This is a genomic window from Kistimonas scapharcae, from assembly GCF_039540975.1.
Lineage (GTDB): Bacteria > Pseudomonadota > Gammaproteobacteria > Pseudomonadales > Endozoicomonadaceae > Kistimonas > Kistimonas scapharcae.
In genome coordinates this window covers 19,242-42,134 of record NZ_BAABFL010000007.1, presented here as the reverse complement: position 1 = coordinate 42,134, position 22,893 = coordinate 19,242, and the positions used below count along the sequence as shown (strand labels likewise).

The 22,893-nt window shown below is 52.6% G+C and carries 19 protein-coding genes and 1 riboswitch; of the genes, 10 read left to right on the top strand and 9 right to left on the bottom strand.

Annotation, left to right across the window (positions count from 1 at the left end; genetic code table 11):
- Position 1 precedes the first annotated feature (1 nt).
- A complete protein-coding gene (pta, locus tag ABD892_RS00640) occupies positions 2 to 2,095 on the bottom strand; it encodes a phosphate acetyltransferase (RefSeq protein ID WP_345192779.1) in 2,094 nt (697 codons plus the stop codon).
- Positions 2,096 to 2,312: 217 nt separating this feature from the next.
- Between pta and ABD892_RS00635 the strand changes: the two genes are divergently transcribed.
- On the top strand, positions 2,313 to 5,066 hold the full coding sequence (locus ABD892_RS00635; protein WP_345192777.1) for an ankyrin repeat domain-containing protein: 2,754 nt from the start codon (positions 2,313 to 2,315) through the stop codon (positions 5,064 to 5,066).
- 31 nt (positions 5,067 to 5,097) lie between these two features.
- Here ABD892_RS00635 and cysZ read toward each other — a convergent pair whose 3' ends face one another.
- Positions 5,098 to 5,841 (bottom strand): sulfate transporter CysZ, encoded by a 744-nt coding sequence (gene cysZ / locus ABD892_RS00630; RefSeq protein WP_345192775.1) that lies wholly within the window; start codon positions 5,839 to 5,841, stop codon positions 5,098 to 5,100.
- Positions 5,842 to 5,958: 117 nt separating this feature from the next.
- Here cysZ and trxB point away from each other — a divergent pair, with 117 nt between their 5' ends.
- Positions 5,959 to 6,921, top strand: coding sequence for a thioredoxin-disulfide reductase (gene trxB, locus ABD892_RS00625; protein WP_345192773.1), 963 nt, complete (start codon positions 5,959 to 5,961; stop codon positions 6,919 to 6,921).
- Positions 6,922 to 6,954: 33 nt separating this feature from the next.
- Here trxB and ABD892_RS00620 read toward each other — a convergent pair whose 3' ends face one another.
- From ABD892_RS00620 to ABD892_RS00605, 4 genes are all read right to left on the bottom strand, one after another.
- The gene (locus tag ABD892_RS00620) at positions 6,955 to 8,241 is read right to left on the bottom strand and encodes an MFS transporter (protein WP_345192771.1); all 1,287 of its coding nucleotides are present in this window, start codon (positions 8,239 to 8,241) and stop codon (positions 6,955 to 6,957) included.
- Positions 8,242 to 8,339: 98 nt separating this feature from the next.
- Entirely contained in the window at positions 8,340 to 8,822 is a 483-nt protein-coding gene (locus ABD892_RS00615) for an acyl-CoA thioesterase (protein WP_345192769.1), read from the bottom strand.
- Positions 8,823 to 8,859: 37 nt separating this feature from the next.
- Positions 8,860 to 9,486: a transglutaminase-like cysteine peptidase gene (locus ABD892_RS00610; RefSeq protein ID WP_345192767.1), complete on the bottom strand. Its 627-nt coding sequence runs from the start codon at positions 9,484 to 9,486 to the stop codon at positions 8,860 to 8,862.
- A gap of 182 nt (positions 9,487 to 9,668) precedes the next feature.
- Complete coding sequence (locus ABD892_RS00605) at positions 9,669 to 10,142, bottom strand: Z-ring associated ZapG family protein (RefSeq protein WP_345192766.1); 474 nt, start codon at positions 10,140 to 10,142, stop codon at positions 9,669 to 9,671.
- A 212-nt stretch (positions 10,143 to 10,354) separates the two neighbouring features.
- Between ABD892_RS00605 and zapE the strand changes: the two genes are divergently transcribed.
- The 4 genes from zapE to ABD892_RS00585 all read left to right on the top strand — a co-directional run bounded on the left by zapE (position 10,355) and on the right by ABD892_RS00585 (position 15,311).
- Positions 10,355 to 11,473, top strand: coding sequence for a cell division protein ZapE (gene zapE, locus ABD892_RS00600; RefSeq protein ID WP_345192763.1), 1,119 nt, complete (start codon positions 10,355 to 10,357; stop codon positions 11,471 to 11,473).
- A gap of 46 nt (positions 11,474 to 11,519) precedes the next feature.
- Positions 11,520 to 11,822, top strand: a complete 303-nt coding sequence (locus ABD892_RS00595) for an ArsR/SmtB family transcription factor (protein WP_345192761.1) — start codon at positions 11,520 to 11,522, stop codon at positions 11,820 to 11,822.
- 125 nt (positions 11,823 to 11,947) lie between these two features.
- The gene (locus tag ABD892_RS00590) at positions 11,948 to 14,239 is read left to right on the top strand and encodes a heavy metal translocating P-type ATPase (RefSeq protein WP_345192759.1); all 2,292 of its coding nucleotides are present in this window, start codon (positions 11,948 to 11,950) and stop codon (positions 14,237 to 14,239) included.
- Positions 14,240 to 14,318: 79 nt separating this feature from the next.
- A complete protein-coding gene (locus tag ABD892_RS00585; RefSeq protein WP_345192757.1) occupies positions 14,319 to 15,311 on the top strand; it encodes a DsbA family protein in 993 nt (330 codons plus the stop codon).
- A gap of 5 nt (positions 15,312 to 15,316) precedes the next feature.
- Here ABD892_RS00585 and ABD892_RS00580 read toward each other — a convergent pair whose 3' ends face one another.
- Positions 15,317 to 16,027: a hypothetical protein gene (locus ABD892_RS00580; protein ID WP_345192755.1), complete on the bottom strand. Its 711-nt coding sequence runs from the start codon at positions 16,025 to 16,027 to the stop codon at positions 15,317 to 15,319.
- A 332-nt stretch (positions 16,028 to 16,359) separates the two neighbouring features.
- Positions 16,360 to 16,437, top strand: a riboswitch (SAM riboswitch).
- A gap of 112 nt (positions 16,438 to 16,549) precedes the next feature.
- On the opposite strand from ABD892_RS00580, the gene metN reads away from it, so the two are divergent.
- The 3 genes from metN to ABD892_RS00565 all read left to right on the top strand — a co-directional run bounded on the left by metN (position 16,550) and on the right by ABD892_RS00565 (position 19,143).
- A complete protein-coding gene (metN, locus tag ABD892_RS00575) occupies positions 16,550 to 17,584 on the top strand; it encodes a methionine ABC transporter ATP-binding protein MetN (RefSeq protein WP_345192753.1) in 1,035 nt (344 codons plus the stop codon).
- On the top strand, positions 17,574 to 18,233 hold the full coding sequence (locus ABD892_RS00570) for a methionine ABC transporter permease (RefSeq protein ID WP_345192751.1): 660 nt from the start codon (positions 17,574 to 17,576) through the stop codon (positions 18,231 to 18,233). The genes metN and ABD892_RS00570 overlap by 11 nt, the downstream gene beginning before the upstream one ends.
- Positions 18,234 to 18,324: 91 nt before the next feature.
- Positions 18,325 to 19,143 carry a MetQ/NlpA family ABC transporter substrate-binding protein gene (locus ABD892_RS00565; protein ID WP_345192749.1) on the top strand — a complete coding sequence of 273 codons (819 nt, stop codon included), beginning with the start codon at positions 18,325 to 18,327 and terminating at the stop codon, positions 19,141 to 19,143.
- Between the two features lie 56 nt (positions 19,144 to 19,199).
- Here ABD892_RS00565 and ABD892_RS00560 read toward each other — a convergent pair whose 3' ends face one another.
- Positions 19,200 to 20,693 (bottom strand): S10 family serine carboxypeptidase-like protein, encoded by a 1,494-nt coding sequence (locus ABD892_RS00560; RefSeq protein WP_345192747.1) that lies wholly within the window; start codon positions 20,691 to 20,693, stop codon positions 19,200 to 19,202.
- A gap of 264 nt (positions 20,694 to 20,957) precedes the next feature.
- Between ABD892_RS00560 and ABD892_RS00555 the strand changes: the two genes are divergently transcribed.
- Complete coding sequence (locus tag ABD892_RS00555; RefSeq protein ID WP_345192745.1) at positions 20,958 to 21,878, top strand: DMT family transporter; 921 nt, start codon at positions 20,958 to 20,960, stop codon at positions 21,876 to 21,878.
- On the opposite strand, the gene ABD892_RS00550 is transcribed toward ABD892_RS00555, so the two are convergent.
- Positions 21,879 to 22,889: a 2-dehydropantoate 2-reductase gene (locus ABD892_RS00550; protein ID WP_345192743.1), complete on the bottom strand. Its 1,011-nt coding sequence runs from the start codon at positions 22,887 to 22,889 to the stop codon at positions 21,879 to 21,881. It lies immediately after the preceding gene.
- Positions 22,890 to 22,893: the final 4 nt, after the last annotated feature.

Sequence of the window (22,893 nt, the reverse complement as noted above, 5' to 3'; positions counted from 1 at the left end):
GTTAGTTGCTGGTGGCCTGTATGGCTGTCAGGGCGATGGTGTAGACAATGTCGTCAACCAGCGCACCACGGGACAGGTCATTGACAGGTTTACGCAATCCCTGAAGCATTGGGCCAACGCTGATGACATTGGCGCTGCGTTGTACGGCTTTGTATGTTGTGTTGCCAGTATTCAGATCAGGGAACACAAACACTGTCGCTTTACCGGCTACGGGACTGTCAGGCGCCTTACTGCCTGCAACGGAAGCAATGGCGGCGGCGTCATACTGAAGTGGGCCGTCAATCAAAAGGTCAGGTCGTTTTTCCCGGGCCAGTCGAGTCGCCTCCCGAACCTTTTCAACATCGGTTCCATGACCTGAGGAGCCCGTGCTGTAACTGATCATGGCCACTCGAGGTGGAATGCCAAAGCGGGCAGCTGAGTCTGCACTCTGGATCGCAATATCAGCCAAGGCGCTGGCGTCGGGATCCGGGTTTACTGCGCAGTCACCATAGATAAGCACCTGATCAGGCAGAAGCATAAAGAAAATTGATGACACTGTGCTTGTGCCTGGGCGTGCCTTGATTAACTGGAAGGCCGGGCGGATAGTGTTGGCCGTCGTATGGACAGCGCCGGATACCAGCCCATCGACATCATCCTGTGCCAGCATCATGGTGCCCAGTACCACGTTGTCTTCCAGTTGGGCTTCTGCCATGGGTTCGGTCAGGCCCTTACTACGGCGCAGCTCCACCATCGGGTCGACATACTGTGGCCTGAGTGTATCGGGATCGAGAATTTCCAGGTCAGCTGGCAGGGTAATGCCCAGCTCGCTGGCGACCTGTTCCACGCTTTCCGTTCGAGCAAGCAGCACGCAACGCGCAATACCTCGTTGTTGACACAGAATGGCGGCCTGAATCGTTCTTGGCTCATCCCCCTCGGGTAATACTATTCGTTTGTTGGCCTTGCGGGCATTTTCAACCAGCTGATGGCGAAAGGCCGGTGGTGACAAGCGGGGTTCGACCGGTTCGCCACAGCGATCCTGAAGCCAGCGAATATCGAGGTGTTCTGCGACATCATCCATGACTTTCTGGAGTCGCTCCTGATCATCCAGGGGAACCTCGGTATTCATTCGGTCGAGGCGGGTTGCTGTTGTATAAGAATTGCTGTCAGTGATCAGGATTGGCAGACCGGTTTCCTGAATTGCTCGACGACAGAGTGTGGCGATCTGCTCTTGTGGAGGGAGGTCGTTCGTCAGTAACAGGCCTGCTAAAGGCACGCCGTTCAGTGCAGCCAGACAGGTTGCCATGATGATGTCATCACGATCTCCCGGGGCAATGATCAAGGCGTCTGGGCGCAGATGTTGGACAATGTTAGCCGCCGTGCGGGCGCAGAGCACCCGGTGTGCCACACGACGGTTGTCAATCTCGCCTTCATTCAGAATCTCTGCTTGCAGTAGTGTGGCGATATCCCGGGTTCTGGGGGCTGAGAGAGTGTTATTCCAGGGGATATGGCCAATCGGCTTAAAAGCCTTGCGTCGAAAGGGGCGCAATGTCTGACATTCACCGTTTCGGTCAATCAGGCTGGCAAGGTAGTCAGGATGAACTTTATTCAGGATGTAGCCAATGACATTCGGGTTGCCAGTACCACCAAAGGTGTCAGCAGTAATCTGTAGTTTGTCTGCGGTATCATCGGGTGTTTCATCTTCCGGTGCGTGGACGATGATGATGTCGGCATTCAGGCTTCGGGCAATATCGACATTCAGTCGTCCGGCATAGGGCATGGTGCGACTGGGTACCAAACCTTCAACCACCACAACGTCGGCATCTTTTGCGGCCTGAGACAGCTGATTGACCACCCTTTCCAGCAGTTCATCACGTTTGTTGGCGCCAAGCAGGTTTTCGACCTTGGAGAGGGGAACTGGATCCGGTGGCGTGAGCGAAGTGGCTGCCCGAACCTGTTGGGTGGAGCGTTCCGGACCCGTATCTGAGCGGTGTTGTTGTGCCACCGGCTTAAGAAAGCCAACTCTCAGCCCCAGCTTGTCGAGCGCATGTACGAGGCCCAGTGCGATAGATGTCAGGCCAACACCATAGCTGGTTGGGGCGATGTAGAAGACATGCATAATGAGTCTCCTGCTGCATTTGTTATTGTTGCTGTGTAGGTGTTATACAGTGTATCGCTATTTCTGATGTGATGCGTGTGGCTTTCTATGATTAGAGGTTGTCTGTCAGTAATGAAGTCAGTTTAGTTAGTCATATCATGTATGATTTGGTTTAAGGGGAACTTTCATAAGGTGTTGCTGACCAAGGCATGAGTTTATTGTTCAAAGGTTAGTCAGCATGGCAAGCGTAGAAGTAGCTAAACATCAAACATGGAAAGTAATAGAAAAAGATACCTCTCAAGAGAAAGATATCCGGAGAGCCTTTGCAAGAGAGGTTTGTGAGGTCCTGCCAGAATTCATGGATCCAATTGGTGAAGAAACGATTCATGAAGAAGTATCCCGTAAACATGTTGAACGAACGATTGAACAAGTGAGTCAAGGTATTTTGTTTGCCTGTGATAAAGGCTGGCTGAAAAAATATGGTGATGATAATTCTGGTTGGACTTATGAAACGACCACCAGACTTCAACTTATGACAGCTTGTAAAGAAGCAGATGTTAGTCTTGTTGAAGAGTATTGTCGCGATTTGGATTTTTCGTTGGAGATGCCTGATCGTCCAGAGGGTTATCTGAGTTGTCCTGTGGTAGAAGCTATTGATAGTGAGAGAGAGTGGATGAGGAAGAATGCAGTCGTTGATATGCTGATAAAGAGAAATGCGAAACTGCCTTTTAGTCAAGATGTTGGAGATAATCTTTTTTTGAATCAAGAAGCAGCGTATGCAGAAAAAACTAAAGTTGTAACTTACTATTTGCAAGAAAAAGATTTTGACTGCGTAATGCTAAGTGCTCGAAGCAAGATGGGAAAGCTGCCTTCTGATGTGGCTAAAGAGTATGGAAACAAAGTTATGGTTGATTTTTTCAATCTTGTTGAGAAGGGAGTTTCAAGGATTTTTGCGGGTGAAGTATGTCAAGTGTTGGCAGATAGTGACAATAGAATGAAATTTGAAGATATTTTTGAGGGAGTTAGGGTTAATAGTGCGGAGCGAACGGTTGAAGCTGTGCATCAAGGTGTGGCATTGGGTATCGAAAAGGGATGGCTTTTTGGTATTGAATATGAAGGTCTGGCTAAGCAATACTCCCTAACTCCTCGAATGTCATGTTTGCTTGAATGCAAGTATGGACGGATCGATGAAATTCGAGAGTGTCAAGTTAAAAATATGGAAATAAACTTTTCTCTTGAAATTCCTTATCGTCCTGATGGATATTTAAGTTGCCCATTAATAGAGGCCCTTGATAGTGAATGTAAGGAGAGATTAAGCATTATTTCGGTTTTAGAAATGATGAATGCCACGATGCCAGAACCTGTGGATGGCTGTTTTTTGCACCAAGAAGCAATGTATGCAAAAAAAACGAATGTGGCAAATTATTATCTTAAGAATATAGATGTTTATGGCAAGAATCTTTCTGCAAAAAATAGTAGGGGTGAGACTCCTTATGAAGTTGCTATGGCTTCGGGCAATGATGTAATGATTCAGTTCTTTGAGTTGAGAAATAAAATTAATGCCAAGGTTGAGCAGAATGCTAGGGAAGTTACTCTGAATATTCTAGAGGATATGCAACCACGCTCACTTGCTGAGCTAAAAAGTATGCATGAAGGTAAGCAAGGTATAGAACGGGCTTTGCAATATGCTTGTAGGAATAGCTGGTTGAGACTGGAAACAAAAACTGAGGGGCTGCAACGACGAACTACTGGCCGGTATGAAATAACACCGGGGCTCAAGTTCATGCAAGCTTGTAGATATGGAGATGTCGGCATCTTGTCAGAGAGCGCTGAAGGAAATAACAGATTCTGGGATGTTAGGATGAATATGCCTGATGACCCAAGCGATTATATAAGTTCAGCGCTTCAAGAGGCTTTAGAGTCTACTTGTGAAAAGCGTGATGAGATAATTAGAATTCTTGAGGAGGGTGGAGCTTGTTTTTATTGGGTTGATAGTAATGATGAAAAGTTCAGGTTTTTGTCCGGTGAAATAAAAAATAAACATGCAAGAGTTTTACAGTATTACCTGAGTAAATATGAGAGTTCTGAAAATGTGCTGGATTTGAAAGATGAAACGGAAAAAAGTATAGGTGGATATCTTGATGAGGCTGGATGTGATAAATTGAGAGCGATGTTTGATTTACATAGAAATGCGATGCTTTCAAAAAGAGATTGCAAGAATTTTGAGCAGGTGATTGTTGGAAAGTCAGTGGTTCCATGCCGGCAAAATGCAAAGGTTATAGCTGTTTTGGATTCTGGTAGCTCTTCAAATGATGAATTAGATGAATCTTGTCATGTCGATGAGCGCGAAAAACATTGTTTGGTTTCCAAAAAGATAGATCCAATGGTATGGATTGATCTTTTGTTGAAAAGAGATGATGTAGCCTTTAATCAGTTTTTGCGTGAGCAAGGTTATGATTCTTTACGAGATGACTTTGGTAATACTCCAATGCATTTCATGTGTAAGCCTGAATATTATCTTGGCTATGTTCGGCGGTGCGCGTCTTCTCGTATCGACTGTGCGCATGTCTTTCATATGGCCTCTGAAAAAGTAGAGAGTGCGTTGGGCATATGCTTAGAGCATGGTGGTAGTTTACATGCTAAGAATGATTCTGGAGATACACCACTACATTTAGCTGTTAAAACTGCTTTTTTGCCGACAATAAAGTTGCTTGTTTTGTGGGATAAGGGGGGGGCAAATCTATTTGCCAAGAATGATGAGGGGATGACTCCTTTAATGCTTGCCATAAGAGCTGAAAATAATGTCGTAGTTTTTGAATTACTTCAGCTTGGTTCCTGTCCTGATGATATTCTGGAAATGGGGCTGCCCTCTTTAGAGTATTTCGCTGATGCCGTTGCAAAATTTGACCAAGATAGTTTAGTAGGGAGTGATTTCTTGGAACGATTGAGTGACAAAATCATACAAATACGCAGTAAACAAAAGCTGGACTGAAACAGGGGAGCCTGTTTCAGTGTATGTCTGATTAATTGACTTGCCTGTCAATCCATAAAAACGTTGCGCCTATTACAGCAGCGGGCATAACAATCAAATTGATGAACGGAATAATGGTGAATAAAGCCACGATGCCACCAAAGGCCAGCAGCTGTGTACGCTGACGGCTCTTAAGTTGTGTCAGCATGTCCTTGAAGCGAACCTGTTGGTTATCCGCCGGGTAATCCACATATTGAACCGCCATCATCCAGGCGGAAAATAGTGCCCAGAGAAAGGGTGCGGCCAGGTTGATCACAGGAATGAAAGTCAGTATTAGTAATCCCAGTGCCCGAGGCAGGTAATAAACGAGCTTCTGACCTTCCCGGGCGATACTGCGGGGAATAATGGCGACCAGATCTTTCCAGCCATTATCTTCTGGCAGCAGGTGGGGAGTGCGTTCACGTTGAATCTTTTCTGCCAGAAAACCATTGAAGGGAGCTGCAATAAAATTGGCCACCAGGGTAAAGGTGAAAAACACGACCAGGGCGATCGTGAGGGCAAACAACGGCCACAGCAGAATGTGCAGAAAGGACAGCCAGTCCGGCAGCCAGGCGACGGCCTGGTCAACCCATACGGAAAACTGTTGACCTGCCCACCAGATCAGCAGGCCAAACACCAGGATGTTGATGGCCAATGGAATGGCAATAAAGGGCAAAACCGCCGGTTCCTTCAGGCGCTTGAGGCCCTGAAGGAAGTAATCGAGTCCACCGACTGGCGACTGCAGGGGGTTGGGCATTGGGTTACCTGTCTATCAGCACAATTGAAAGGATTCACTGGTTCAGATATTCGCAGACCGTTATGATGTCTGCCACAGTTTTTCGCCGCACAATGGTAACGGAATTCGGAGCGATTGATGAGTGAAGTGAAACATGCCCGCCTGCTGATTCTGGGCTCTGGCCCTGCCGGTTATACCGCCGCCGTTTATGCCGCCCGGGCAAACCTGAATCCGGTCATGATCACCGGTATGCAGATGGGGGGACAGCTGACCACCACTACTGAGGTGGATAACTGGCCGGGTGACGTGGAAGGCCTGCAGGGCCCTGCCCTGATGGAGCGGATGAAAGCCCATGCCGAGCGGTTTGATACCGAGATCATCTTTGACCATATCCATACGGCTGACCTGAAGACGCGCCCTTTCCGTCTGGAAGGTGATAGTGGCGTCTATACCTGTGATGCACTGATCATCGCGACTGGTGCCAGTGCCCGTTACCTGGGGCTGGACAGTGAAGAAGCCTTCAAGGGGCGCGGAGTATCTGCCTGTGCGACCTGCGACGGGTTCTTCTATCGCAAGCAGCATGTCGCAGTTGTTGGCGGCGGTAATACCGCGGTAGAAGAGGCGCTTTATTTGTCCAATATCGCGGAAACGGTGACCGTGATTCACCGTCGTGATCAGTTCCGTTCAGAAAAAATCCTGCAGGATAAGCTCTACGATAAGGCGCAGAATGGCAACATCCGTCTGGTGCTGGATTCCGTGCTGGAGGACGTGCTCGGCGATGACGCCGGCGTGACCGGTGTTCGGGTGAAAAACGTCAAGACAGGTGAAATGTCTGATATCGATGTGATGGGTGTCTTTATCGCCATCGGCCATAGCCCGAATACCGAGATTTTTGCCGATCAGCTGGACATGAAAGACGGCTACATCAAGGTGCAGAGTGGTACTGAAGGGAATGCGACGCAAACCTCCATCCCCGGTGTATTTGCAGCGGGTGATGTGATGGATCATATCTACCGTCAGGCAATTACTTCTGCCGGTACCGGTTGCATGGCCGCACTGGATGCTGAGCGTTTTCTTGATACCGAACAGGAAAACCAGTAAGCCGCGTTGTTGATGATTTTGGCGCGGCGAATCTCAGTCGGATTTCGTTGCCAGCTGTGAGAGTGGCTGCTGGTAGCTGTCACTCAAGCCAAAAACTGCCACCACGGTCGCCAGGCTGCAGGCGGTCAGCACCCAGGCGGGGCTGTATAGCAATCCTGCCTGGCAAAGACTTTCCAGTAAGGCGGGCGTCAGTCCGCCAATCAACGCAAATGCCAGGTTATGGCAACAGGCAACCCCTGTTGTTCGCACTTCTGTGGGAAACAGTTCGACCAGCATGGTCTCATAGCAGCTCATGATCATGCCGAAAGGCACAGTGAGCAGTGCAATGATATAACTCCATTCCGGGGTGTTCAGAAGGATTGCCCATACGGGAAGCGCCGATACCGTCAGCAGTCCCAAGCCTGCGAATAGAATAGGGCGACGTCCGGTTTTATCGGACCAGTGGGCAAACATCACCGTATTCAAGCAAATCAATAAGAAAAGCATGGTGGTCAGGGTGAAGTCAGAGATTCCTGTGTTATGTAAATAATGATGGCTGTATCTCGGTATGAAGAGTAAGACAGCGACAATCGATGCTGGTACGGATGCAATCAGTAGCCCCCTGATCAAGTGGGCGGGAAATTGGGTAATGATGATTTTCAGCGGTAGTCCTGAAGGCGTATCTGCTGAGCAGGCCGCTTTAAAAATAGGCGTTTCACTGAATTTTCTGCGCCAGTAGTAACCCGCAATGCCCAGTATGCCACCGACAATAAAGGGTATACGCCATCCCCACTGGCTGATTTGAGCATCATTCAAAATGCTGTGCAGGAATACGCCGCTCAGGCTGCCTATCACATTGCCAAAAGTGACGCCGGCGATCACCAGCCCGGTAGCGCCGCCACGTCGGTTTGCGGGTGCATGTTCTGCCGTGTACACAATGGCGCCGGGCAGTTCGCCGCCGAGGGAGATGCCCTGTACCACCCGTAATGCCAGGAGAATGCAGGGGGCAAGAGGGCCAATCGCGTGGTAATCAGGTAATACGCCAATCCCCAGTGTTGCCAGGGACATTAGCGTGATGGAGCTCAGGAAAACGGTCCGCCGGCCGTGGCGGTCGCTGATATGGCCGAACAGGAGTCCGCCCAGAGGGCGGAGGATATAGCCCACGGCAAAGAGCAGCATTACCGGCAACACCCCGCTCCAGCCATGCTCCGAAGGAAAGAAGTTGGAAGCAATCTGGGGAGCGAAGAGGATAAACAGGGTAAAGTCGAAAAATTCCAGCGTACTGCCAGCGGCTGACAATAGCTTCAGGGTGCCCGGAGAGAGAGACAGCATACTGGCCATGTGAGAACGGTGACACCCTCATGGGAAAACGTTGGCGAAGCCAGTATGGTCAATCCTGTAGAATCTGCCAGTTCGGTCGCTGGCTATAAGGGTTGTGGTTAGGTTCTGTCACCGAACAGTATGGCCATTTCGTCGCTGATCTGTTTGCGCATATCCATCAGTTTGATGGCGGTATCCTTGAGTTGGATGTCTTCCTCGGTTTCCGGCACCCACTCGGGAATGCTCACCGGGTGACCGGATTCGTCGACGGCTACCATGATGAGAATGCAGTGGGTGGTCTGGCGACGATCACCGGATTTCGGGTCACAGGCCAGCACATTGATATCGATGTGCATGGAGCTGCGACCGGTGTAGATGACCCGGGCTTCCACCTCAACCAGGTTGCCGACATGGATCGGGGAAACAAACCGGATGCCGCCGACATACGCTGTGACGCAGTAACGTCCACTCCAGCCCGCGGCGCAGGCGTAACCGGCGAGGTCGATCCATTTCATCACGGCGCCGCCGTGGACCTTGCCGCCGAAGTTGACGTCAGCAGGTTCTGCCAGAAAGCGTAAGTTGAGTGTGCGTTGGTTGCCCATAGTGGTAATCCTGTCCCTGGTTTATTGAATCCGTTAATCAGTCGGCGCGAGAGCGAATCTTTTCCAGTACTTTTAACCAGCCGTCCTTGCCATAGGAGACGTCTTCCATTTTGAAGCGTACCAGTACCCGCAAGTCATCCCGCTCTTCTACGGTTTGGATATCGCTGGCGGCGTTGTCGAGGACGTGCTCATGACCTTCATTGTCCTTGTAGAGCGTGATCAGGTGGCCTTCACCATTCAGCTTGCCGTAGGCCAGTGAAAGCCGGTCCTCGCTTACGCCGCGTTCCTGCAGGATCTGGTATTTCAGCAGGGCGAAATCCTCGCAGTCTCCCGCCATGTTCTGTTTCATTTCTTCCGGTGTCTGCCAGTAGTCGGTTGTCTGGAACTGCCGGGAATCACGCACATAGTGGAAATTCTTGTTCACCATGTTATTGACCATAAAGACCTGGTCTGGGACGGGTTTTGCCGCCTGGCTTGCCTGCCCCGGCTTGCTGATCGCTGAGGGGGAGGATTCTGCAGGCGGTTCCTGATCTTTTCCCAGGTAGCGGGAAAACTCATCGGCATGCTTTCGCTCTACCGGCTTTTTATTTTTTGTTGATTCGGACTGGGTGTTCAGCAGGTTGCTCTGCGTTCCCTGTCCGGACGTCCTTTGTGTGCCAGACATACATCACAGCAATTCGTCAGGTCTATACCATCAAGTCTAGTTGTCAGGCGTTGGCAGTCGATAGGTTGGTTGCAGGGAGGCAGGTGTGTTTATGGCTAATCCTGATAAAACGGGGATCGTATTCAGTGAAAGGTTATATTGAGAGCGGGCAGGTACAGAGACCTGCCCGAAGGGGTATGAAATCAGGCGTTATTAACGGCTTTCTTGGTGTTATCAAGACCAAAGTTATCCGCCAGGGTGCCGGCTTCTTCCGGATCGCTCTTGAGGGCGTAATCCTTGGGGGCTTCAACCATTCCCTGTGACGATTTTTCGTCGCTCTTGCCTGAAAGCAGGCTGTTGCTGCCCAGCAGGGCGTCGTTCAGGCGCTGGCGGGTCAGCTCATCGGTGCACAGCTCATTGGCGCTGGCGGCCATATGCTCGTGTACATCGCGATAGCTTTCCGTCATGCGGTTGACCAGGTGCGCGGTGGTGCTGAAATGATCCGCGACTTTTTCCCTGTATTCGTTGAGTTCGGCCTCGGCCTTGTCCAGTTGCTTGCGCAGCTGGCTGCTCCCGGTGCGGGAACCACCCAGGAGGTGATTGATGACCATTCCCATCACCAGGCCGGTAAAGAAGGCCAGTCCACCCGTCATCCACAACAAGTTCGCTGTTTCCAAAATAAGCCTCTTTGATTCGTCAGTAGTTCCCGGCTGAGACTCTAACTTATAATCTTTTATCCCGGCTGTATAGAGCTGTGCGGTTACCATCTGTGGCAAATTGTTGCCACTATTGATGCAGGTCGGTAAAGTGTCGCGCCTGCGGGGCAAGGGCCCGGAAGCCTGCCGCAGGCCGTGCAGCAGTCAGAAGAAACATCAGCGCAGGGATTACCATGACATCCAGTGAGCGGACACCCATTGAGCGTTATCGTCTGGATCTCCAGCGGGAGGGGTTTGTCCACGACAAGGCCCAGGAAGACGCAGTACATCACCTTCAGCGGCTTTATGATGACCTGCTGGCTGCGGATGCGCGTCAGTCATCAGGCCTGAAGCGCCTTGTTTCAAAGCTACAGCGGCGTCAGCCTGAACCGTTACAGGGTTTGTATTTCTGGGGCGGTGTTGGTCGGGGCAAGACGTATCTGGTGGACACATTCTTCGACAGTCTGCCGTTTCCCGACAAAATGCGAACCCATTTCCACCGGTTCATGCGGCGGGTGCATGAAGAGCTGAAATCCCTGGATGGTGAAAAGAACCCCCTGGTGATAGTGGGGCAGCGGCTGGCGGCAGAAGCCAGAATCATCTGCTTTGATGAGTTTTTTGTTTCTGATATTACCGATGCCATGATCCTTGGTGGTCTTTTAGAACAGTTGTTCAAGAATGGTGTTACGCTGGTGGCAACCAGCAATATCGTTCCGAATGAGCTATATAAAGACGGTCTTCAGCGTGCCCGGTTCCTGCCGGCGATTGACCTGCTGAACCGGTATACCGAGGTCGTTAATGTCGACAGTGGCGTGGATTACCGTTTGCGGGTACTTGAGCAGGCGCAGATTTATCACCATCCACTGGATGAGGCGGCCAAGGACAGTCTGCATGACAGCTTCTGCAAGCTGGTGGCAGACAGCGCCCATATCCAGGAAGGGCGGGTGCTGGAGATTGAAGGGCGCCCGATCCGCACGATCCGAGTCTGTGATGATATTGGCTGGTTCACATTTGTTGCCCTCTGTGATGGCCCGCGGAGCCAGAATGACTATATTGAACTGGCCAGGGAATTCCACACCGTCTTGATTGAGCAGGTACCGCAGCTGAATGGCAGTATGGATGATCAGGCACGGCGCTTTATCAATCTGGTCGATGAGTTCTATGATCGGGGGGTAAACCTGATTATGTCAGGCGAGACGGCGCTGGAATCCCTGTACCGTGACGGACGACTGGAATTTGAGTTCAAACGGACCTTGAGCCGGTTGCAGGAAATGCAATCCCGTGAATACCTGGCCAGGCCCCATAATCCTTGACGCCTGGCAGGATGAATAACCATCAATACGTGCTGAAAACCAATTTATGACCGCTGACAGTCTCTCATTGAATCCGGAGCAACACAGTGCGCTGGCCGGCCTGTTCAAACAGTTGGGGGATGAAGGCCGACTGAAACTGGTGCTGGCCTGCATGGTGGAGCCACAGCCGGTCGCACGCCTATCGGAGCTGGCAGGTATGTCCCAGTCTCTTACCAGTCATCACCTCAAGGGGCTGCGCGATGCCCGTATCCTTAAGGCTTGCCGCCAGGGTAAGCAGGTGCTCTACACGCTCGATGATGACCATATTCGGTGTGTTCTTAATGACTTGATCCAACATGTCCGGGAATAATGGCCGACGGATCATTACCTGCTGGCAGTTGTTTCCGGTCAATGTGGAGGTTTAAACCGGTTGCCTTACCTAATAAATAAATTATAATTCATATGAATTATAATTTATTTATTGAGGGTGTAATGATGTCATGCTGCTCAAGCCGTCGTTGTAATGGACATGCTGAGACCATAGATGCCACGCAGACTGCCCCTGCGGTCAAAAGCTGTTGCCAGCAGGCATCGGAAGGTGTGGCAGCGTGCTGTGCTTCGGGAGCTGAGTCAGGAGGTACCAGTGCTCCTCGGGCAAACTGTGCGGAAGAGGATGAAGAGGGCGATAGTTCACCTTCCTGCCATACCTGGACGATCAGCGGTATTGATTGCCCCAGCTGTATCAGCAAAGTAGAAACTGCCCTCCATCGCCTGGATGGTTTGATTAAAGCACGCATTACCTTTGCCTCCCTGCGTCTTACTGTTGAATTTGACGCCTCCCGCCTGAACCTCTCCCAGATTGAAGCCACTGTGACCGGATTAGGGTATGGGCTATCCGGTGTCAGCAAACGTGCTGATTCCAAGGCTTCCATCACAGAACGACTACTGCAACATCGGCAGCTACTGGCTCTGACGGGACTGATGATTGCTGGAGGCATTAGCCGTCTTGTATTGCCTGAAATGGGAGCCTGGGCATTCTGGCCCGCAGTGCTCTGGGGCTTGTTTCCGATCATGAAGGGGGTGCTGCGGCAGGCAGGGCGCGGCAACTTTTTTGGTATGGAAACCCTGATGACGGTTGCTGTTATCGGCGCACTCGCATTGGGGGAAAGCTTTGAAGCCGCCATGGTGGTGTTTCTCTTCATGATCGGGGAGAAACTGGAGAGCTTGGCAGCTGACCGTGCACGCAGTGGTGTCAAGGCGTTGATGGCACTCACGCCGGATACGGCCATCCTGATCCGCGGTGATGAGCGCATTGAAGTCATGGCCGACAGCCTCAGGCCAGGGGATCTTATCGAGGTGCGCCCAGGCGATCGTTTGCCCGTGGACGCAGAGCTGCTCACCGAGGCGGGCAGTTTCGATGAGAGTGCGCTGACCGGTGAATCCCTGCCCGTTGAATATGTTGCCGGGAATCGGATCCTGGCCGGCAGCCTGGTCACGGATCGGCTGGTGCAACTGCGGGTTCAGTCCGAGCCGGGCGAGAATGCCATTGACCGTATTCTGACCCTGATTGAAGAGGCGGAAGCCCATAAGGCGCCGGTCGAGCGCTTTATTGACCGGTTCAGCCGCTGGTATACCCCGCTGATGATGGTCATAGCCGGTCTGGTGATCGTATTACCACCGCTGTTGGCGGGGCAGCCTTGGGATGTCTGGGTTTATCGAGGCCTTGCTCTCTTGCTGATAGCCTGCCCCTGTGCGCTGATTATTTCGACGCCCGCGGCCGTGACATCGGCGCTGGCGGCAGCGACCCGCAAAGGTATTCTGATCAAGGGCGGCGCAGCGCTTGAGCAATTGGCCAGTATTCGCCAGGTGGCGTTTGATAAAACCGGCACATTGACGCTGGGTAAACCTGAAGTCACAGCAATTGTCAGTTTCGGGTTGCCAGAAACCGAGTGGCTGTCCCTGGTGACGGCGGTGGAAAAAGGCACGAGCCATCCGTTGGCGCTGGCTATACTGGCGGAGGCTGAGCGTCGAGGTATCCATGTTGGGGTTGCTGATGAGATTACCGTTCTTGCCGGGCATGGCATTCATGGTGTTGTAAAAGGACAGAATATTCGAGTGGGTTCCCCGGCTGCCATGGCTGAGGTTGTGGCGTGTTTACCGGCTGTAGAGGCAGAGATTGTTCGTCTTGAAGAGCAGGGCAATACCGTCGTTTGTGCCTCAGTGGAGGGGGAGTTTGTTGGTCTGCTGGCGCTGAGCGATACGCTGCGCAGCGATAGCGGCGATGCGATTGAACGGCTGCGGGGTATTGGCGTCGGGAGTGTCATGCTGACAGGCGATAATCCCCGGGCCGCCAAGGCTATTGCGAATCAACTGGGGATGGATTTTCGTGCCGGACTGTTGCCGGAAGACAAAGTCAATGCGGTTCGTGCATTGCAGGCGTCCGCACCGGTAGCCATGGTTGGTGACGGTATCAATGATGCGCCGGCACTTCGAACCGCCGATATCGGGATTGCCATGGGGCAGGGCTCCGATGTTGCGCTTGAAACGGCGGATGCCGCACTGACCCATGATCGTGTGGGTGAGGTTGCTGATGTGATCAGTCTGTCACGTCATGCCATGGCCATTATCCGGCAAAATATTGCACTGGCGCTGGGGCTCAAGGCCATTTTCCTGGTGACCAGCCTTATGGGGGTAACCGGCTTGATGGTGGCGGTTCTGGCAGACAGTGGCGCCACGGCGCTGGTGACAGCCAATGCGTTGCGGTTGTTACCAAAGGGTAAAGACTGAGTCTGTACCTGCGTTGGATCTGCTTTCGGGAATGGGTGACAGGGAAGTTGTTTTTCTTGAATACCTGGGATCATCCTTGATGAAAAACGTCGTTTTTGCGGTCATCAGTAGCCTGCTGTTCAGTGTTACAGCTGTTGCTGACACCCCTGCGCTGCTGCGCTTTGATCAGCAGTCTATCGCAGAGTCTCAGTTGTCACCCTGGGTGCAGCAGTCGCTGTATGAAATCCGTCGTGAGGCCTGGGAGAGTGAACGGGCATTGCTTGAGCGGGGGGCTCTGGAGCTACATGTTCAGAAACAGGCCAAGGTACAAGGGAAGACCCCCGATGAAATACGATCGGCGCTGTTAACCATAAAACCGGTTTCTGACGGGGAGATTCAGGCATTTTATGAGAATTACCGCGATCATATTCAGGCGCCTTTGAATGAGGTGCGGGATGCCATCCGCGAGCAGCTGGAAAGTTTTCGTGAGCAGCAGCAACTGGCTGGCGTCATGGATAAACTCCGGCAGGAGAGTGAGCTGACGGTGCTGGTTCCGGAGCCGAAAGCCCCCGTCTTTGATTTGCCCATGGAAGGTTATCCGGTTAAGGGGAAGCCGGATGCCCCATTCACGCTGGTTGAATTCGCTGATTACCGGTGTCCCTACTGCAAGAAGGGCGCAGAGATGGTTAACCGTCTAATGGAGGCCTTTCCCGATAGCCTGAAAGTGTATTATGTGGATTTCCCCGTGGTGGATCCGGCCTCTGGCATATCAACCACTGTCATGCGGGGAGCCTGGTGTGCTGGGCAGCAGGATAAATACTGGGAGTATCACAAGCTCGCCTATGCACAACAGGGATCATTATCCAAAAAAACGCCTGGCACCCTTGCGGCAAAACTGGGTTTGAATACTCGGGTATTTGAAGCTTGTATGGCATCGAAAGAATCAGAGGGCTCTGTGGAAAAAGCAGCAGCCTTTGGTCGCCAATATGGCGTATCCAGCACACCGACGTTTTTCCTGAATGGAAAAAGGCTGTCGGGTGCGGATATTGAAAACCAGATTCGGGGCCTGCTTAGCCAGTCGAAATCCTCCTGAGCCGATTAATCCGGCTGACTGTAAATTGACTGCCCCGCCACCGGGATGCCCGCCGGAGCCCAGGTATTCCGACCCCGGGGGCAGACGGAGAGGCTGTCAAACAGGCACTGATTATCTTCAATGATGCGGATATGGCTGAAACGGTCGCTGCTGCAGTAATCCGGAAAGGCGGCACACAGCAGGCACTGGATCAGGTTTTTCAGGGATTGGTTGAGACCATCAAGAATCATGCTGCAGCGAATCAGGTCAATGTCTTCGGACTGGTCGGCCAGCTCAATGGCGGTCTGGCGCTGAATGGCGTCCATCTGCTGCCGTAAAAAGTGCAGCGCCAGAAGGGTTACCTGTTTCCGGTCTCCCGGCTGGCGGGTAACGGTGAATGCCCCGTGATAACTCAGGTCAGATAATTCCACGCCGTGCTGGATACTGGCTTCTGTCGCAGCACCATTGCCCGTGTTGTTTTTCTCCGTAATATGCGTGTGCAGTGCAATAATGGCGTCGGTGATGGGGGGAAGAACCAGTGTTTTGAGAAAGCCGTTCATCTGGGTGGCGTGCCACTGGCCGGTTTCATCCAGCGTGTCGAGTACCAGACGGCCGTCGCCCTGCCGGAGGTGCTGGATGTTCTGCATGAGTTGATCACGGAAGCCGTCACACAGCAGGTTCATGCCGTCATGGGTTGTTGCATCGGTTTGATTCAGGGCGTCCTTACTGTCCGACATGATGCGTTTCCTCCTGCCTTATGGTTGTGATTATGCGATGGTATCAGTATCTGTACATCAAAAAGTTAGGCGCGTTATTTCGCATCCATACTGGCGTCATTGTTTATATTGCTAATCATATCGGCATCGGCGGCGGGAATAATAAAACATTACTGTCAGGTGAACTGACAAAGCGCCGGTTCGACGGCTCCCGTCACTCTATCGGATCCCTTCGCGCTTGTCAGTGATGCTAACCGCCTGCTTGTCGTGACTGACACTTTTGAGCTGTCTGGACACATATTGCCAAACCTGCGGTATAGAGGGCTTGACAGCACCGATGGCAACACTTAGCCTCGCGACATGGCGCTGATTTGTATTTCGGCTTGCGGGCGCATTATAAATATCGCTAAAGAGAAAGGTTGACGACGGGATTCGTGAAAACCACTCTCTGGACAGAGTGGTTTTTTATGCCCTCACCGGCAGACAAGCCGGCACTTCATCTTCTCTTTTAGCGCCGCAGGACGAGCAGTATGCGGAGCTGAAATGATCGAACTCAGACAGATAACAAAACAGTTTGGTCAGGGCGCATCAGCGGTGCGAGCCCTTGACTCAATCTCCCTTCATGTACCGGAAGGCTGTATTTACGGTGTGGTCGGCTCCAGTGGTGCCGGAAAGAGTACCCTGATCCGTTGTGTGAACCTGCTGGAGCGTCCATCGTCAGGAAAGGTCATCGTCAGGGGTAAGGATCTGACCGCCATGGCCGAGAGTGACCTGCGCCGGGAGCGTCGGCATATCGGCATGATCTTCCAGCATTTTAACCTGCTTTCCAGCCGTACAGTCTTTGGCAATATTGCGTTACCGCTGGAATTGGCCGGTATGTCCAGTGCAGAAATCGAAACAATGGTGCTGCCACTGCTTGAGCTGACAGGCCTCAGTGACAAGCGCAACAGTTATCCATCCCAATTGAGCGGTGGCCAGAAACAGCGGGTGGCTATCGCCCGGGCACTGGCGAGCCGTCCCCGCGTATTGCTCTGTGATGAAGCAACCTCGGCGCTGGATCCGGCGACCACCGTGGCCATCCTCAACCTGCTGAAAGACATCAATCGTAAGCTGGGGCTCACGATCCTGATGATTACCCATGAAATGGACGTGGTGAAATCTATCTGCGATCGTGTAGCTATTCTCAGCCAGGGACAGCTGATCGAAGAAAATGATGTTGAGCAGTTCTTTTTGAGTCCGAAAACTGAGCTTGCCCGTGAGTTTGTGCGGACGGCTATTCATGAGAAACGGCCCAATGATCTTGAATCCGGCTTTCAAACGGAACCGGCGCCGGGCGCACGACCTGTTATTCGCATCACCTTTGTTGGTCGTACCGTGGGCCAGCCCCTGATCACCAAGGCGTCACGCCAGTTTGGGGTGGACATCAGCATCATGCAGGCGGATATCGAGACTGTAAACGGTAAAAGCATGGGTTTCCTCATGGTGGAACTGTTCGGTTCCGAGACGGCGGTTGATGAAGCGATTAAATATCTCCGAAGCCAGGAGGTTAGCGTGGAGGTGGTAGGTTATGTCCATTAATGCCTGGTGGATGCTCGGGGAGGCGCTCTGGGAAACGGTCTACATGGTGGCCGTGGCCGGTGCTCTCAGCTTTGTGTTTGGGATTCCGCTTGGCGTGCTGCTCCATGTAAGCCGGCCCGGAAAAATCATGGAAAGCCGACTGTTAAACCAGTTGTTGGGTGGTGTGGTAAATGCGGGACGGTCCATCCCTTTCATAATCCTGATGGTTGCGATTGTGCCTTTCACCCGTTTGCTGGTGGGGACTTCCATTGGCACCAGCGCCGCCATTGTGCCGCTGACGATTGCGGCGATTCCCTTTGTTGCGCGAATCGTGGAAGGTGCGCTGAATGAAGTACCGGCCGGATTAGTTGAAGCCGCCCAGAGTATGGGGGCGTCACCCATGCAGATTATCAGCCGTGTCTTGTTGCCCGAGGCGCTACCCGGGCTGATCCATGGCATGACACTGACCCTGGTGACTCTGGTGGGGTATTCCGCCATGGCGGGCGCTATTGGCGGTGGTGGTCTGGGCGATCTCGGGATTCGTTATGGTTATCAGCGGTTTGACGGCGTCATCATGCTGGCGACCGTGGTGGTATTGATCGTACTGGTTCAATTGATCCAGTGGGCAGGTGAAAGCCTGCAGGCCCGGTTTGAACACAAACAGGCCTGATTGATTCCGGCAATGCATTATTGCGTGCCGGATTATGTATAACAACGTGCGATGGCGCACGGTATAAAACACTGTAGTCAGGAGGCGTTCGATGGTACCTGTAGTGAAATCGGTCAGTAAGTGGTTGGCAGCAGCCGTTGTCTGTACGGGGTTGGTCCTGGCAGGTTGCAGCAGTGAGAGTGGTGATGCTGCACTGAAAGTGGGCGTGATCGCGGGTCCTGAGGCCGACCTGATGCGCACGGCCGCAGACCTGGCCAAGCAGACTTACAACCTGGACGTAGAACTGGTGGAATTCCAGGATTACGTTGCGCCGAACATTGCCCTGTCCGATGGCAGCATTGATATCAATGCTTTCCAGCACAAACCCTATCTGGATCGTATGGTCAATGACCGAGGCTTCAAGCTGGAAGTTGTGGGCAATACCTTCGTGTATCCCATTGGTGGTTATTCCCGGACGTTAACCAGTCTGGAAGACCTGCCTAATGGCTCCAAGGTGGCGATTCCCAATGATCCCAGTAATGAAGGCCGTACCCTGCTCCTGATGCACAAAGCGGGCCTGGTGACCCTCAAGGATCCTTCTAACCTGGAAGCAACACCGGTTGATATCATCGACAATCCCCACGACCTGAGCTTCATTGAGCTGGATGCTGCCCAGCTGCCCCGTTCACTGGATGATGTTGACCTGGCATTCATCAATTCCACCTATTCTGTCGCGTCCGGCCTGCTGCCGACCCGGGATTCACTGCTGATGGAAGATAAGGACTCGCCTTATGTCAATATCATCGTTTCCCGTCAGGATAACAGTCAGGACCCGCGTATCGCACAGCTGGTGGCTTCTTTCCAGTCTGAAGCGGTAGAACAGAAGGCTGAGGAATTGTTCAAAGGTGGCGCCGTGCAGGGCTGGCGCTGAGCGTTGAGATAGATGAAAAGCCCTGTTCCGTTTAGGCGCAGGGCTTTTTTTATGGGTCAGTGATCAGACAGTGTTTTGGTGACCATTGACCGTATTGCCTGGCTGACGGCTATAAGGCCATCTTCATCGACATAAGGTCCATGTCCGGAGGGCAGAAAGCGGATGTCCACCCGTGAAGGATCAATGCCCGGGCGCGAAAGCACGTACTCAATGGCCCGAAAAGGGATCTGAAGGTCATAGAGTCCGGCCAGCGCCAGAACACGAAGTTGGCGCTGGGCCATCATGCTGGCGGTAATGTCGTCGATGGCGGCGTTCATGGTGTCACCGGTCAACTGCTGCCAGTCGCTGAGTATTTTCGGATTAAAACTGATATAAGGCTGCTCTTTTTCCGGTTTCAGCTCGCTATAGAGATACTCATTGAACAGAGGAATATAGGTCTGGTTGATCAGGATGATGGGATTGATGAGCGTGCGGGCACCAGTGTAGGTTTCAAACGGAATATGGAACCGGCTGTCTTTCAAGGCCGGGATGATCTGGGCATTGCGCAGGGTACTCTCGATAAAATCGGTCGGTGATGGGCAATAGCCATAGGTCTGGAAATCCTGCTCGGTCATGCCGGTATAGCGAACCAGTGTCTGGGACAGGCTTTCCGGATACTGATGCTGACCCTTGTACCCGTTGATCATGGCTGGCAGGTAAGTGTTGTTACTGAAGCTTTTCAGGGTATTCAGGAATCGGTCAAGGTTGATGTTTTGTTCAGCAGATTCTGCAGACAATCCATGGTAACGGGCGGTGACAGCATAGGATTGCAGGTTCCAGTTGCAACACAGGGCATCAACATTGTCGGTACAACTGTAGAACAGGTGAGGTGCCAGCAGAATCATTCCTGCTACTGGCAATCCCTGCTGAATCAATTCCCGTGTCACTTTGACGGCGCGGGCGGCGCCATAACTTTCCCCCAGAATAAAGCGAGGCTGACGCCAGAGATTGTAGCGTTTGACGTATTGGCTGATAGTGTCTGCCAGTACTTTGGCATCACGGTCACTGTTGAAGTAGTACTGCAGGTTGTCTTTGTCGGTTGATCCGGAATAGCCGGTGCCCGGTGGGTCTATCAGGACGATATCCATCAGATCCAGCAAACATTCCGGGTTATCTTCGATACTTGCCGCCAGGGGGTCACCGGTATCCGGGCTGTTCTGGAGGTTGATCCGTTTGGGTCCCAGCAAACCCATGTGAAGGGTCATGGCCGATGCACCGGGGCCACCACTCCAGGCGAACAGCGTGGCTCGTTGGGCTGGGTCGCTTAAGTCTGTGTTTTCAGGGATACGGTTATAACGCCAGACGTGAATATCCACGGCGGGTCGCATGCCTTGTGCTGCAATGGCGAATGATTCCAGAGTTACCTGGAAAGCGATCTCTTGCCCGCCACAGCGTGTATAGCGCACGTAGACTTCTTTTTCTGGTGGCTTTTCTGTGTCTGCAATTGCTTCTGGTTGATAGCAACAAAATAACAGTATCAGGCTGGCTGCAGCCATTGCTGACAGATGCATCAAAAAAACCTCACGGGTTGTATGGAAACGAATGGGGTAAAGGGGCCTTTGTTGAGAAAGCCTGTGGCATGAGCACCGCAACAGCTTAGTTCAGCATGGGTGGTTTGCTCTTCAGTGAAAGATATTCGGGGAATATGCTGAATCCCTCTGTCCGGCAGGCAGGGATGCCGATATGATCCGGGGTGGAGACCACCTCTGACCATGCCGGCAGGGTCTGGCAGGAACAATAAACATAACTCATAAAATGGAAGTCATAAGTCGTTTATGAAAAAAAGCACGCTCGCATCCGACGGATTACTCATCCTGACCGCGGCCATCTGGGGACTGGCCTTTGTCGCCCAGCGTGTCGGGATGGATCATTTGGGACCCTATGCCTTCAATGCCATTCGCTTTTTTGTCGGCGCCTGTTCGCTGTTGCCGGTGATTGTCTGGCTGCGACGACGGGAGCCGGGTGGCAGCCTGATTATCAGCCGGTCATTGATACTGGGTGGGATTGCCATGGGGGGACTGCTGTTCATGGGCGCATCACTGCAGCAGGTGGGGCTGCTGTACACGACAGCGGGTAATGCAGGCTTCATAACCGGACTTTATATTGTGCTGGTGCCAGTGATTGGACTTTTGTGGGGACAGAAAACCGGCCTGAATACCTGGGTGGGTATGGTGCTGGCGATGGCCGGACTCTACCTGCTCACCATGCATGGTGATGTCACCCTGAACAAGGGGGATATGTTGATGTTGATCGGGGCGCTGTTCTGGGCGCTGCATGTGTTACTGATCGGTTGGCTGGCGCCCAGGCACAGTGGTTTGCTGCTGGCGGTGATTCAGTTTCTGACCTGCTCAGGACTGAGTCTGGCAGTCGCGTTGCCGACAGAAGCAATTACCATGAGTGGTGTTAAGGGGGCGTGGGCCGCTATTGCCTTTGCCGGCGTGATGTCGACCGGTGTCGCCTACACCCTGCAGATCATAGCCCAGAAGAATGCACCGGCGGCCCACGCATCCATCATCCTGAGTCTGGAAGCGGTTTTTGCGGTGTTGGGTGGCTGGTTGCTGCTGGATGAAACCGTGACACTGCAAACCCTGGCGGGTTGTGCTGTCATGCTCTCCGGTATGTTGCTGTCACAGATCAATATCCGTCTGCTGAGACGCTGGCTGGGCAAGACGCCAGCCGCATCGTCAGTGGGGTGATCAGTTAAAGTAGTTTTGCAGTTTTTCTGCGGAGAGTGACGGGCTGCCTTTGCCATTGGCATGGGCGGCCCGCATCAGGCGTGTGATGGTCTGGTTGGCCGGGGTGGCGACACCGATCTTTTCACCCAGGCGTATGACCGCGCCATTGATGTAATCCACTTCCGGTTCTCGGCCCCGCTGCAGGTCTTCCCACATGGAGGAGCGGGCATTGTCATCCATCTTCAACATGGCGCCGGCTACTTTGATGAATAACGGGTCGGGTAGCGTCAGAATCAGTGGTAGCAGGTTGGGGATCACTTTGCCCGTTTTGGCTGGTCGAATATTGGCCACACGTAACACGGTCAGTGTTTCACGGATGCATGTCGCCAGAACCCTGCGGTAAGCCTGCTGGGCGAGCTGCTGTCTCAATGGCAGGCCGGACAGTGCGTTAATGGCATTGTTCAGGTTGAGCAGTAATTTACCCCAGAGAATGCTGCTGATATCCCTGTGGGTTTCGGTCGTTAATCCGGCGCGCTCCAGCGCCTGCTGAAGCGGCAGTGTTTCGGGAGACTCCTGCAGTATGAGCGTGCCCTCTGTGCCTCGGTGAAATACGGTTTGTTCCATTCTCAGGATGTTGAAGGGCACCATGCCACCTGTCACCTTGTAGCCGGGGAGCAGGCGTCGCAGGATGGCCGTGTTTTCAATACCGTTTTGCAGGCTGATAACAGACGGGTAATGGCTGCAGTGATCCCGAATGGTGCGCCCCGCGGTTTCAGTATCTCGACTTTTGACGGTAACCAGAATCAGGTCAGCGTCCGATAAGATGGCAGGATCTGTGCTGAAGGTAATCTGTTCTGCAGGAATGAGGGTTTCATTGCCCTCCAGTTCTGTCAGTCGCAGGCCGGAAGTCTGAACCGCTATCTGCAGGTCAGGGCGGCCATAAAAAATGACCTCGTTGCCGGCAGCGAGCAGTTTGCCGCCGATGAAGCAGCCGATGGATCCGGCCCCAAATATCGCAATGCGTGACGTCATGTCG